Source organism: Pseudomonas brassicacearum, assembly GCF_918698105.1.
Taxonomy (GTDB): Bacteria; Pseudomonadota; Gammaproteobacteria; order Pseudomonadales; family Pseudomonadaceae; genus Aquipseudomonas; species Aquipseudomonas brassicacearum_F.
The window spans coordinates 34,349-46,956 of sequence record NZ_CAKKMI010000038.1; the positions used below are offsets into that span (position 1 = coordinate 34,349).

At 58.2% G+C, this 12,608-nt stretch carries 10 protein-coding genes; 4 read left to right on the plus strand and 6 right to left on the minus strand.

The window, feature by feature from the left end:
- Positions 1–84: 84 nt before the first annotated feature.
- Positions 85–3,213 (minus strand): hypothetical protein, encoded by a 3,129-nt coding sequence (locus LQ215_RS16310; protein WP_230151419.1) that lies wholly within the window; start codon positions 3,211–3,213, stop codon positions 85–87.
- Positions 3,214–3,551: 338 nt separating this feature from the next.
- Between LQ215_RS16310 and LQ215_RS16315 the strand changes: the two genes are divergently transcribed.
- The gene (locus LQ215_RS16315) at positions 3,552–4,112 is read left to right on the plus strand and encodes an RICIN domain-containing protein (RefSeq protein ID WP_230151421.1); all 561 of its coding nucleotides are present in this window, start codon (positions 3,552–3,554) and stop codon (positions 4,110–4,112) included.
- A 341-nt stretch (positions 4,113–4,453) separates the two neighbouring features.
- Here the strand turns inward: LQ215_RS16315 and LQ215_RS16320 are convergent, their stop codons facing one another.
- The 3 genes from LQ215_RS16320 to LQ215_RS16335 form a co-directional block, all read right to left on the minus strand.
- Positions 4,454–4,885 carry a hypothetical protein gene (locus LQ215_RS16320; RefSeq protein ID WP_230151423.1) on the minus strand — a complete coding sequence of 144 codons (432 nt, stop codon included), beginning with the start codon at positions 4,883–4,885 and terminating at the stop codon, positions 4,454–4,456.
- A 489-nt stretch (positions 4,886–5,374) separates the two neighbouring features.
- The gene (locus LQ215_RS16330; protein ID WP_230151444.1) at positions 5,375–5,734 is read right to left on the minus strand and encodes a PilZ domain-containing protein; all 360 of its coding nucleotides are present in this window, start codon (positions 5,732–5,734) and stop codon (positions 5,375–5,377) included.
- Positions 5,735–6,018: 284 nt separating this feature from the next.
- Entirely contained in the window at positions 6,019–6,390 is a 372-nt protein-coding gene (locus LQ215_RS16335; protein ID WP_060740870.1) for a tetratricopeptide repeat protein, read from the minus strand.
- Between the two features lie 119 nt (positions 6,391–6,509).
- Between LQ215_RS16335 and LQ215_RS29520 the strand changes: the two genes are divergently transcribed.
- Both LQ215_RS29520 and pyk read left to right on the plus strand, forming a co-directional pair.
- On the plus strand, positions 6,510–6,641 hold the full coding sequence (locus LQ215_RS29520) for a hypothetical protein (RefSeq protein WP_290369131.1): 132 nt from the start codon (positions 6,510–6,512) through the stop codon (positions 6,639–6,641).
- Positions 6,642–6,696: 55 nt separating this feature from the next.
- Entirely contained in the window at positions 6,697–8,148 is a 1,452-nt protein-coding gene (pyk, locus tag LQ215_RS16340; protein WP_058546087.1) for a pyruvate kinase, read from the plus strand.
- Between the two features lie 436 nt (positions 8,149–8,584).
- On the opposite strand, the gene LQ215_RS16345 is transcribed toward pyk, so the two are convergent.
- Positions 8,585–9,520, minus strand: a complete 936-nt coding sequence (locus LQ215_RS16345; protein ID WP_230151426.1) for an iron-sulfur-binding ferredoxin reductase — start codon at positions 9,518–9,520, stop codon at positions 8,585–8,587.
- Positions 9,513–10,619: a GGDEF domain-containing protein gene (locus tag LQ215_RS16350; RefSeq protein ID WP_230151428.1), complete on the minus strand. Its 1,107-nt coding sequence runs from the start codon at positions 10,617–10,619 to the stop codon at positions 9,513–9,515. Before LQ215_RS16350 ends, LQ215_RS16345 begins: the two co-directional genes overlap by 8 nt.
- A gap of 451 nt (positions 10,620–11,070) precedes the next feature.
- Between LQ215_RS16350 and LQ215_RS16355 the strand changes: the two genes are divergently transcribed.
- Complete coding sequence (locus LQ215_RS16355; protein ID WP_039591419.1) at positions 11,071–12,594, plus strand: fumarate hydratase; 1,524 nt, start codon at positions 11,071–11,073, stop codon at positions 12,592–12,594.
- The last annotated feature ends 14 nt before the right edge of the window (positions 12,595–12,608 follow it).

A 12,608-nucleotide genomic window follows, 5' to 3' on the forward strand; every position in this document is an offset into this window, starting at 1 on the left:
GCCAGGCAATCATACGAACGTTATTTGAAGGCATAACGAGAGGAGCATCTACTGTCAGACCTGACAGTAGATGCTCCTCTTTCACTATCGACCGACGTCCGGTACGTCCCTGGGTCCTGCCACCTCGATACGGGGGCCGTCGCTCCAATCCGAATCGTCCGCCCCCACCTGCCGGGCTTTCACCCAGTAAGGGCCAGCCTTCAAGGACGCGGCGGGGGAAGCACTCCACTGCCCCCCGGTTACCGGGCAGTCCTGTGCAATAAGCTGGCGGGCGTCGAACCAGTACGACAACTCAATGGTCTTGCCGGTCCCGCCCGTACCTTCAAACAGCGGTGCAGCCGCAAACCAATGTCCAACCTCCGGCGCCGTAAACGTCGGCGCTTGGGAGAGCAGCCGCACCGGATGCGCGTCGCTCCAGCCGGAGCGATACCCCTCGCACTCTTGCTGTACGACCCAGTGCTGTTCGCCGGCCGGCCTGTCGGTCTGTAGCTGGAGCGACCAGGTCCGGTTCGCTTGCACCCGTGCACGCCCCAGCAACGTATCGGTTGTATCGCGCCATGCCACCTCGACCCAATCGCCGACATACCCGAACCCGGAAATCGTCACTGTCGCGCCGACATGCTGTTGCAGCGTCGGCGATTCGATGAGCGGGATCGCCGGAACGGCGGTGAAATCATGATCAGGGCTGAAGTCGGATGGCTCGCCGGCGAAGAACTGCTTGGCGCGCAGTACATACTCCCCTACCGGCAGTTGGGCTTGGTAAGACCAATAACCATCCACGCCTCTTGCTCCGACAGAAGCCAACGGTGTGTCCTGGCCTTCAAGCCACAACTCGACCCGTGCCGTATCGAGCCCCGATACTTTGCGGGCATATCCATCGATCAAAAAGCTTCGTGCCTTGTCATCGCCGGGTTGCGGATGATCGATGACAGGTGGGAACAGAATGACCCTGAAGGAAACCCGTTCGCTTTTTTCGGAAGAAAAACTGCCATATGCCTGAACGACGTACACTGAGTTTGAACCAAACGAAAGGTCCTTGAGCGGGACGGACCATTCGTTTCCCGCTACCGGGGTGTCCTCCCCAAGCTGCAAGTCCGAGACATAATCGAATACACGCATCACCGCGCCCGCTATGCCGGCGGTTCCCCGGATGATGGGATTGTGATCGACGTCCTCGTCGATGGGCGCTGTGATGACCGGCTTCAGCACGACCACCGTGAATGTCCGAGAGAGCACGCTGGAGGGGAGATTGTTGACGGTCTGGATGACTCGAGCGGTGTAAGTGCCCGGCGTGAAAGGGGTGGGTCGGGTGAACTTCCAGGTCGCTCCGGTCACCGTGGCGGCATGAGGCGTGCCTTGATCCCCATCAAAACCCAATTTCACCTGGGCATCCTCCAGACAGGTGCCGGAAAATTCCGGTGTCAAGCCGTTATCCTTGATGCTCACCGTGGGCAAGGGCGTGGGGATGGTCAATGTAATCGGAGAGGTCCATTCAGAGCGGATATACTTGAAAATCTGCCGGACTTTAAGTTGATACGCTCCCGGGGCCCACGCAACGGTCGCCGTGTAACTCCAGTTGCTGCCGTTGACATTTACTTGAGGAATAGAAGGCGTCGATGGACCGCTGACGTTGACCTCAACTTTCGTAGCGGGCTGACCCGACCAACTATGGCCGGTACCGGAAAGCTCGGGTTTGCGGTCTGTGCCTGACCGCGCCGTAAGGGTCGGCACCGGAACCGGGATCGTGGCCGACACGTTGTCAGACCATGCGGAGTGAATCCAGCCGCCCTGCCCATCGGCAACTTTTTGCCGCAGGTTGAATACGTAGGGCCCAGGAACCTGATCGGGCCAGTCGACAGACCATCGGCCGCTGCTGACAACGGTGCAGACTTGGGGGGTCATGTTGTTTTTGATATAAACCTCCACCGTGGCGGCGTCATAACCGGCCCCCGAGAACCTGATCGTGCCAAGGCTGGGGTAAGACACTTGGATACCCACGAGTTTCGGGGGTTTGATTTTATAGGATCGGGGTGCACTGGTTTTCGAGGAGACGTTTAGATAGGTCTGTACGGCCACCAGGGAGGTAGGGCCCGCCTCAGGCATTTGCACGGGTATTGTAAAAACTCCGCTGAGGTCTTCTACGGTGCCTTCACCGACTTTTGGACCGCCGAAATCAATTCTTATCTCGACAAAGGCTCCCTTGAATCCGCCTCCTCCAGTTAATGTAAAATTCATTTCCTGATAGGGCTCCAACGTGCCAAATATCAGTTCGCCTAAAACTATAAAAGCACGCCGTTCCTCAGTGTATTTAATAGGACCGTTGTTCAATTGATAAGCTGCCTGAGCCGTCCAGCGTCCACTGGCTAAAGTATTGGTAGGCGCGGCTCGCCATTTATTGTCCGAGCCTACTGTAGTGGGACGGGAGAGCTCCACGCCGCTGTCAGGCCTGACGGCCCAAACTTTAACACCTAAAAAACCGGTCCCCTCAAAGACAAGTTGGTCAGCCCTCACGACTTCTTCAGATGCGGGCCTGGTTAACGTTATGTCAGTCACCGTGATTGTGACGTCAGGTGAGCGTTTACCGGACAAACCAATCATTTGCAGCGCGAAGCACTTGATAGTGCGCGCCCCACTGGGCGCAGCGAATTCGGCCGTCCAATTGCCGTTGAGCTCTACTCTGGCATTAGCTAAAGTTGAAAAATTTACGCTATCGAGAATATCTATGACGCTGTCGGTGAAGACAACTCCACCCGTCCCCGTCATGATGACCGACGAAGAGCTAACAGGCGGACTTGTTATTACCGGCACCGGCGGACGAAACAAAAAACTTGCATCACCCCACAACTTAACATTAACACCACCACCATATATAAAGAGGAAATGTACATGGGCCACTTTTACGTTCCCGGCTACCATGAGAGGGTACGAAAGATTATGCCATTTTCCGTCCTGATTGGCACGATCAGTAATTTCTTTATAGTCTACAAAATTTTTGGAAGTGAGCCCCAGCCTAACACTCCCTTTACTATTACCATTGGCTGATGCTCTATATCGGCGGGCGGTTACAGAGAACGAAGTACCATCTCCGCTCCAGCTATATTCCACCTCAAGCTCTGCCCAAAAAAGGCCCTCCGCCCTTATAATAGCGGTCCCGCTATTGCTTTCCACTTCACTTTTGGGCAAGTTTGCATTGAGGCCATCATCAGTGTCCATGATTCTTCCTCTCGGTTTCGATTGGATACTGCCCGGTGAGCAAGTGAAACCCAACGCGACCGTTCCGCGCACCTGTCAAACTTTACAGTCCCGACGGGCGGAAAAACATCAAACAACGGCCCTTACGCCTCACGATTCGAGGCGGAAGCGCACCCGGCTCGTTATTTCGATTCAATTTAACGAACTTACCAAACAGGTATAAATAACTGTAATATCTTACAGTAGACCGCCCACAGCGTCTGCTTAACATAGTCATGAGGCCCCATTCCGGTAGAGCACTGCGACGTATCCGCCTGAAAACTTAAACATATGCGCTCTCATGGCCTGGAGAAATCATCATGAATAACGAAAACGAGCCAAAAGCTACAAATATCACTGGCACTGAGCCTCTTGAACCCAACACTAATACTTCATTCGAGGAGAGAACAAACGTCGCCGCCATCACTAACGGCCGGTATAAAATTTTTACCTACTTAAAAGATTCGATGCTTGTTGACATGAGCAAGACTGCAGGCGCCCGCAATGCTCACAACGTTAAGCTGCATACCGACAACCCCGCCCCCGAATCCACTTGGAATATTTACAATATAAGATTTAGCCAACGAGGTCCGTTACTTCTTATTACCAACGTATTGAACAACAATGCGCTTGGAATGTCGCCCTACTGGGAAGATAAATCTGGAGACACTAAAAATGTTGTCGCGTCACCTGTGGACTGGCGAAGCAGTCAGTTCTGGGTGTTGCAGGACGCCGGCGATGGTTATTTTTTTCTGATAAACGCACAGACTCAAGAAGACGCATTGGATGTGACGGGTAGCAACACAACAAACGGTACCAATATTGTGGCTTACCCAAAACAAAACTCGAACAACCAGAAATTCAAATTTAGTCGGCTATGACCTTCATCGCGAACACCGATCACATGAAGACTTATTCCACCACCCAAAAAATTGAAGGTATACTTCGGCCTTATTCGGCTTTGCACTTTTTGATAACACTCAACGGCAACTGGACCGCTGCATCGTCGCCCCGACGCCGATTCCCCGAAGAAAGACGTATTTTTAATTTACCTCTAATGCCCTTAGCTTTTGATTAAACTCGGCCGAAACCTGGAGCGTCGAGTAAAATAAATGACGTTCAATACTTGGGCGCCTGTCAATACTGACAACGCCGGCAAGCGGCAGCACTGAGTACAACGTCAACTCCCCCGAAGGCGATCGCCTGAGTGTTCAAAGGAAAATCAGTGCTCATTCTCAATATAGGGAGTATCTCTTTTCACACGCACACTGCCCCTGAGGCGCGGATCGGGGGCATTGGCTACGTCATAGTCATAATGAAATGAGATATCTGCAAAGCTGGAGCTGCCTGCGACTGACGTTTGAGATGTCAGCGAGTGCCATTGCCCATCTTGCTTGGCAGTGGTAGTTAACGTGCTCCATCCCGAATCACCCTCCGCCTCTACCCTAAAGTACACATCACCACTATTGCGGTTATTGTAATCCACTTGGTACTGAAGCGTTTCAGCGGTGAATGTTCTACCGTCCGCCGACCACCAATATCTCACTTCAAGCTTTGCCCATAGCCTATTGTTATCGCCCCCCAACGCGGTTACTTCGACGGTGCTGGAGGCAGGTTCCTGTTTAGACTTATTCTTAACATTTTCAGTTTTCATTTCAAATCCTGCTTGAATGTAAATCCACAATTTGCGTCGCCAACCACTCTTTCCAACCGTTTGAGTAGTGAATACCTATCCGGCCTAGGGGACACCTGTCGAACCTGACAGTCACGATCAACGGCAACCCAATTTGTAAGGATCCTCCAACTGACTACAACGTCTTGCGCAACGGATTACAGATCCCGCAGAACCCATCGGGTTTAGCCGCCCGGAGGCAAAAGTGACGTGCACAAGCGTTCCCCCGAAGGCTTACCGGCGCTCCCCTACGAAACCTTCTGCTCGGTGAGCACGTTGATTCTGGATTTATCGGAAGACCTGGAAGCGCAACCTGGCCATGGTGATTCACCAGATGGGCGAGATGGGGGTGTTGTTGGGGAAGTTGCCGGATAACGAGGCGAAGGTTCAGCGCTGAACCTTCGCACGATTGCCGAGTAATCTGTGGGAGCACAGGGGTATCAACCAAGCGGGTTATTCCGTGGCTTGATTTCAGGCCGATTCCGGCATCGGATAAAAACTGAAATATTGCTGCAACGCGCTGATCAGCTGACCGTACTCCGGTGGAGCCCATTGCAGGCTGAAACCGGCGTCAAAATGCTGCGGCGTCACGTCTTCGCGGCACCACAGGCAATTGGCTCTGAGCACAATGTTCTGCTGCGGTCCCTCATCGGAAGGGATTTTGAGGTGCAGGTCAAAATCCGCACCGACCATCAACGGTAAATGGCTGATCAGCATCAGCCCATTTTCAGAAACATTGCCCAAAAAACCGATGGGCCTGCCGTTGACACCGTTAAAGACTTTGAGGAAATACGGCAACTGATGCCGTTCGATCCGACGCGCTTTGTACATGTCTTGTATCGCTTTCTTAGCGGCCACGTGCAGGGCCTACCGATTACTTCGGAACGAACCCAAGCGAGCCCGCTCTCCCCAATCCCGGTGCCAGACGCTATCAATCGCCTTGAGCCTACTTCTGCCGGTCTCAGGTGCTTCTATTAAGTAGAGATCTAGCGCTAACTACGACTTGTACAAATATAGCCCAAGGTCGGATGACAACCAGTCTCGTGCATCAATTTTCATAAACACGACGGGCAGAGGGAGGGTGGCCAGGATTGCGCCCGGCCGCGGGAGGAAGGTCAAGAAGCTGGACGGATCGCCGACGCGCTGCGGGTCGGGTAATGGCCCAGGCTCTGCAGGGTCTCGAGCCGGGCGCGGGCGCGGAAGGCGTATTCGCTGTTGGGGTATTGGGTAATGATGAACTGGTAGGTCTGCGCCGCGTCGATAAACAGCTTCTGCCGCTCCAGGCACTGGCCGCGCAGCATCGAGACTTCCGGCTGCATATAGCGGCGGGCACGGCTGGCGCGGTCGACCTGGGACAGTTCGAGCATGACCTGTTCACAATTGCCGCGGTCATAGGCCTTGTAGGCCAGGTTCATGTGGTGGTTCATCGACCAACGGGTGCAGCCCGTGACGCTCAGGGCCAGGGCAACGAAAAGCACGAATCGCATGGGAGGTTCTCCTGTCTTGAGCTCTGTATCGACCTGGCTGGAAAAATCTTCAGCTGAAAAATGGAACTGGGTTTTGTCCTTCTGATAAGGAGGACGATCAGTGATGAAGGCACAGTGATATGAATGAAGCCTTGCTCCCACAGATCATTCCAGCTCACCACCCAGCTGTTGAAAGCTCATCCAAGGCGCAAAAATTTTCAGGAATGTTCATTTCGAAAAACAAACGAAAAAGTAGTGCATATGAACAATGACTACACCCAAAGAGCATAGTAGCCTTCGCTGGCGCTTGAACTTGAGGAGTCTTGCATGTCCGTCCGTCGCACCAAAATCGTCGCTACCCTTGGCCCGGCCAGTAATTCGCCGGAAGTTCTCGAACAGCTGATTCTGGCTGGCCTGGACGTTGCCCGCCTGAATTTCTCCCACGGTACCCCCGACGAGCACAAGGCTCGTGCCAAGCTGGTGCGCGATCTCGCCGCCAAGCACGGCCGCTTCGTTGCCCTTTTGGGTGACCTGCAAGGCCCGAAGATCCGTATCGCCAAATTCGCCAACAAGCGCATCGAGCTGAAGATTGGTGACAAATTCACCTTCTCCACCAGCCATCCGTTGACCGAAGGCAACCAGCAGGTGGTCGGCATCGATTACCCGGACCTGGTCAAGGACTGCGGCGTGGGCGACGAGCTGCTGCTCGACGACGGTCGCGTGGTGATGCGTGTCGAGACCGCCACCGCGACTGAACTGAACTGCGTCGTGACCATCGGCGGCCCGCTGTCGGACCACAAAGGCATCAACCGTCGCGGTGGTGGCCTGACCGCTCCGGCCCTGACTGAAAAAGACAAGGCCGACATCAAGCTGGCTGCGGAAATGGAGGTCGACTACCTGGCCGTGTCCTTCCCGCGTGACGCCGCCGACATGGAATACGCCCGTCAACTGCGCGACGAAGCTGGCGGCACTGCCTGGCTGGTGGCCAAGATCGAACGCGCCGAAGCCGTGGCCGACGACGAAACCCTCGATGGCCTGATCAAGGCGTCCGACGCCGTGATGGTGGCCCGTGGCGACCTGGGCGTGGAAATCGGCGACGCCGAGTTGGTGGGCATCCAGAAGAAGATCATTCTGCACGCACGCCGCCATAACAAAGCGGTGATCGTCGCGACCCAGATGATGGAGTCGATGATCCAGAACCCGATGCCGACCCGCGCCGAAGTGTCCGACGTAGCCAACGCCGTGCTCGACTACACCGACGCCGTGATGCTCTCGGCCGAAAGCGCCGCCGGCCTCTACCCGCTCGAAGCGGTGCAGGCCATGGCGCGTATCTGCATCGGCGCTGAAAAGCACCCGACCAGCAAGACCTCCAGCCACCGCATCGGCAAGACCTTCGAGCGTTGCGACGAGAGCATCGCCCTGGCGACGATGTACACCGCCAACCACTTCCCGGGCGTGAAGGCGATCATCGCCCTGACCGAAAGTGGCTACACGCCGCTGATCATGTCGCGCATCCGCTCCTCGGTGCCGATCTACGCGTTCTCCCCGCACCGCGAAACCCAGGCCCGTGCCGCCATGTTCCGTGGCGTCTACACTGTGCCGTTCGACCCGGCCGCCCTGCAACCGGGCGAAGTCAGCCAGGCGGCGGTGGACGAGCTGGTCAAGCGCGGCGTGGTGCAGACCGGCGACTGGGTCATCCTGACCAAGGGCGACAGCTACCACACCATTGGCGGCACCAACGGGATGAAAATCCTGCACGTTGGCGACCCGATGGTCTGAGTGATCGAGCGCTGAAAAACAAAAGCCCTGCCATGTGAATGGCGGGGCTTTTTCTGGTTTTTGCCTGCAAGAAATGTGGCGTTTGGACTGACCCTATCGCGAGCAGGCTCGCTCCCACAGTAGGTTTGTGGTGTTCATGAATAATGTGTTCAACACACCCTCCCTGTGGGAGCGAGCCTGCTCGCGATAGCGGTGGGTCAGATTGCATTGGTGTTGAATGTGCCGCCGTCATCGCGAGCAGGCTCGCTCCCACATTGGGATTTGTGGTGTTCCGAGTTTTCCGATCAGCCCCAAAATCCCCTGTGGGAGCGAGCTCGCGATAGGGTCAGTCCAGACGCCGCAAAACCCAATGCCTGTTGATAAACCCCGACAACGCGGCTACCTGCCTGCCCTCTTCCTCAATCACCTTGCGAAACTGTTGCCAGTCTGGAAACGCTCAACCACGGGGCAGAAAGGCGTCAGCCAGCAATTGATTGCGCGGCAAACCGGCCAGGTACAAGCGCTTGGCGAAGGCCTCGACCCGGTCGGGATGGCCGCAGAGCAAGGCCTGGGTTTGCCGCGAAACAAGCCGCAGTTGCGCCAGGGCGGACGGTGCCTCGGCTGCGGTCAACAGCTCCACGCTGAGGTTTTGATGCTTGGCCGCCAGCGCCGCCAGGGGTTTGGCCAGGTAATGCCCGGCCGCGTCATGGGCCACGTGAATAAGGCGAATCGTGCCTTGGTGATGCTGGCGCAACGCTTCGCGCAGCAAGCCAAACAACGGCGCCAGGCCAGTGCCGGCAGCGAGCAGCCACAGCGGCCTGTCGTGCCAGTCGGGGTCGTAATGCAGGGCACCGCCGCGCAACTCGCCCAGGCGGATCGGATCACCGGCCTTCATCTGCCGGGCCGCCTCGATGAATTGACCGGGCTCGCGGCAATCGAGGTGGAACTCCAGGAAACGGTCTTCCTCGGGCAGGCTCGCCAGGGAATACGGCCGGGCCACGTCGCCGGCCCACAGCACCAGGTGCTGTCCGGCCTGATAACGCAGCGACCGCTCGGGGGTGACGCGCAGGCGCAGTACTTCGCCACCGAGCCAATCCACCGCAGCCACACGGGCGGCCTGGCCGTCGCGTTGCGGGTCGAAGGTATGGATCTGCACATCCTCGACCACCTGGCATTGGCAGGCCAGCCGCCAGCCCTGGTCGCGTTGCACCGGGTTCAGGGCGTCGGGACGACTGTCGCGCACATCGCCGCCCACGCACTGCACCAGGCAAGCGTGGCAGCTGCCGGCGCGACAACTGTAGGGCACCGCCACGCCAGCGCTGTTCAAGGCGTCCAGCAGGTTACTGCCTGCCGCCACCGTCCATTGCCGACCGGCGACTGTCAGTTCAGGCATCGGTGTTCTCCCAGGCGGCAGCGCACCGATTGCGGCCGTCTCGCTTGGCACGGTACAGGGCCTGGTCGGCACGCTGCAACGCGTTGTCCAGGTCATCGCCCATTTCCAGCATCGTCAGGCCCGCCGACAAGCTCAGGGCGCCGACCTGCAGGCCGATCAGCTCGACTTCGGTGAACGCCAGCCGCAGACGCTCGCAGCAAGCCGTCAGGCGCTGGGGGTCGCAGGCGGGCAGCAGCATGACGAATTCCTCGCCGCCATAACGGGCCAATACATCGCCCTCGCGCAGGCACGCCGTGGCGACCCCGGCAAATGCCTGCAGCACCTGGTCGCCAGCCGCGTGGCCGTGCAGGTCGTTGATGCGCTTGAAATGGTCGAGGTCGATCAGGGCCAGGCCATGGGCGATGCCGGGCCTGAGGGTGTTGAGTTCGCGCGAAGCAAGGCGCAGGAAGTGCCGGCGATTGAACAGCCCGGTCAGCTCATCGGTGGCCACCAGGTCTTCGAGCTGACGCATCATCCCGCGCAAGGTGTCCTGGTGCGCCTGCAGGGCAAACCGGCGCTGGCGCATGCGCTGGCGTGAGATCTGGACGTAGCGGGCGTAAAACACCAGCCACACCAGCACGAGAAACAGCACGGCCACCTGCAACCCGGCCAAGGTGGGGTCGGGAAGCCTGAAGAAGTAGCCGTCCCACAGGGTAATCGCGGTGAAACTGAGGAACACCAGGGCCGCGCAGCGCACGAAGGCCCGGCGTGACAAGTGGAACAGCCCGAACAGCAGGATCAATACATAAAACACCAGGAACACGCCCCGAGCCTGGTCCAGGTGCGCCATCATCCAGGTCTGCCAGCCCAGGCCGATCAACACCTGCACTTCGGTGAGGCTGGGGTCGGCGAAGCGCAGGTTGCGGTCGGTGATAAACAGCGCGAACAGCCCGGCCTGGCACAGCACGACCAACACGCTGCCGATGATGGCACCGCGCAACGAATCGAGGTAATGACCACTGAAAAATGCCAGCCACAACAAAACCAGTGCCAGCGCGTACGTCGCGGCCGCTAAAGCGAAGCGTTTCAGCAAAAGACGTTGAATGGCGTTATGGGTCAATCGTTGACTCACCATGGGAAAGGAAACTGACAGGAGGCGTCCTACGCTACAGGCCAGACGCCACTTTAGTGGCGTGTAGGACAAATGACCATTCAATTCTGGAGCAGAAAAATGGCGTCAAAGCAATGGCCCAGATTGACGCAGTGGTCGGGTGCCTGACACGTCACCTGTGCACCGCTCTGTTGGGCTGTGGGAGCAAGGCTTGCCCGCGATGAAAATGACGCGGTCTCCCGGGGAATCGAGGCGCCTGCATCGCGAGCAAGCTTTGCTCCCACAGCCTTGCTCTCACAGCTCGCTCCCACAGGGGGCCGGCCTGCGATATACTGCCGCGCCTTTTTAGCGTCGCGCCAGCATGCCCGGCGTGCCTTATAGAGGTGCCGCCCGTCGACCGATGCACCCAAGCGGCCGGCACCTTATTGAATGTTCCCGTCTTTAGAGAGGAGCGCGACTCATGACCGTGATCAAGCAAGATGACCTGATTCAGAGCGTTGCCGACGCTTTGCAGTTCATTTCCTACTACCACCCCGTGGATTTCATCCAGGCGATGCACGAGGCCTACCTGCGCGAAGAATCGCCGGCGGCCCGTGACTCCATGGCGCAGATCCTGATCAACTCGCGCATGTGCGCCACCGGCCACCGGCCGATCTGCCAGGACACCGGCATCGTGACCGTGTTCGTGCGCGTAGGCATGGACGTGCGTTGGGATGGCGCGACCATGAGCCTGGACGACATGATCAACGAGGGCGTGCGTCGCGCCTACAACCTGCCGGAAAACGTCCTGCGTGCCTCCATCCTCGCCGACCCGGCAGGCGCACGCAAAAACACCAAGGACAACACCCCGGCGGTCATCCATTACTCCATCGTCCCGGGCAACACCGTGGAAGTGGACGTGGCGGCCAAGGGCGGCGGTTCCGAGAACAAGTCGAAGATGGCCATGCTCAACCCGTCCGACTCCATTGTTGACTGGGTGCTGAAAACCGTTCCGACCATGGGCGCCGGCTGGTGCCCACCGGGCATGCTCGGTATCGGCATCGGCGGCACCGCCGAGAAAGCCGCGGTGATGGCCAAGGAAGTGTTGATGGAATCCATCGACATCCACGAGCTCAAGGCCCGCGGCCCGCAGAACCGTATCGAAGAGATGCGCCTGGAGCTGTTCGAGAAGGTCAACCAACTGGGCATCGGCGCCCAGGGCCTGGGTGGCCTGACCACCGTGCTCGACGTGAAGATCATGGACTACCCGACCCATGCCGCCTCCCTGCCGGTGTGCATGATCCCCAACTGCGCCGCCACCCGCCACGCCCACTTCGTGCTCGACGGCACTGGCCCGGCGTCGCTGGAAGCGCCACCGTTGGACGCCTACCCGGAAATCGTCTGGGAAGCCGGCCCGTCGGCCCGTCGCGTCAACCTCGACACCCTGACCCCGGAAGACGTGCAGAGCTGGAAACCGGGCGAGACCGTGCTGCTCAACGGCAAGATGCTCACCGGCCGCGATGCCGCGCACAAGCGCATGGTCGAGATGCTGAACAAGGGTGAAACCTTGCCGGTAGACCTCAAGGGCCGCTTCATCTATTACGTCGGCCCGGTCGACCCGGTAGGCGATGAAGTCGTCGGCCCGGCCGGCCCGACCACGGCCACGCGGATGGACAAGTTCACCCGCCAGATCCTCGAGCAGACCGGCCTGTTGGGCATGATCGGCAAATCCGAGCGCGGCCCGACCGCCATCGAAGCGATCAAGGACAACAAGGCTGTCTACCTCATGGCCGTCGGCGGCGCCGCTTACCTGGTGGCCCAGGCGATCAAGAAATCCAAGGTCCTGGCCTTCGCCGAACTGGGCATGGAAGCGATCTACGAGTTCGAGGTGAAGGACATGCCGGTGACCGTTGCGGTCGACAGCAAGGGCGAGTCGGTGCACATCACCGGCCCAGCGATCTGGCAGCAGAAGATCAGCGAAAGCCTGGCGGTGGAAGTGCAGTAACACGCACGCAAGCG

Excerpts from the sequence above, each read along its gene's own strand:
- LQ215_RS16310 (WP_230151419.1), bottom strand. The coding sequence starts at position 3,213 with ATGGACACTGATGATGGCCTCAATGCAAACTTGCCCAAAAGTGAAGTG.
- LQ215_RS16315 (WP_230151421.1), top strand. The coding sequence starts at position 3,552 with ATGAATAACGAAAACGAGCCAAAAGCTACAAATATCACTGGCACTGAG.
- LQ215_RS16320 (WP_230151423.1), bottom strand. The coding sequence starts at position 4,885 with ATGAAAACTGAAAATGTTAAGAATAAGTCTAAACAGGAACCTGCCTCC.
- LQ215_RS16330 (WP_230151444.1), bottom strand. The coding sequence starts at position 5,734 with ATGTACAAAGCGCGTCGGATCGAACGGCATCAGTTGCCGTATTTCCTC.
- LQ215_RS16335 (WP_060740870.1), bottom strand. The coding sequence starts at position 6,390 with ATGCGATTCGTGCTTTTCGTTGCCCTGGCCCTGAGCGTCACGGGCTGC.
- LQ215_RS29520 (WP_290369131.1), top strand. The coding sequence starts at position 6,510 with ATGAATGAAGCCTTGCTCCCACAGATCATTCCAGCTCACCACCCAGCT.
- pyk (WP_058546087.1), top strand. The coding sequence starts at position 6,697 with ATGTCCGTCCGTCGCACCAAAATCGTCGCTACCCTTGGCCCGGCCAGT.
- LQ215_RS16345 (WP_230151426.1), bottom strand. The coding sequence starts at position 9,520 with ATGCCTGAACTGACAGTCGCCGGTCGGCAATGGACGGTGGCGGCAGGC.
- LQ215_RS16355 (WP_039591419.1), top strand. The coding sequence starts at position 11,071 with ATGACCGTGATCAAGCAAGATGACCTGATTCAGAGCGTTGCCGACGCT.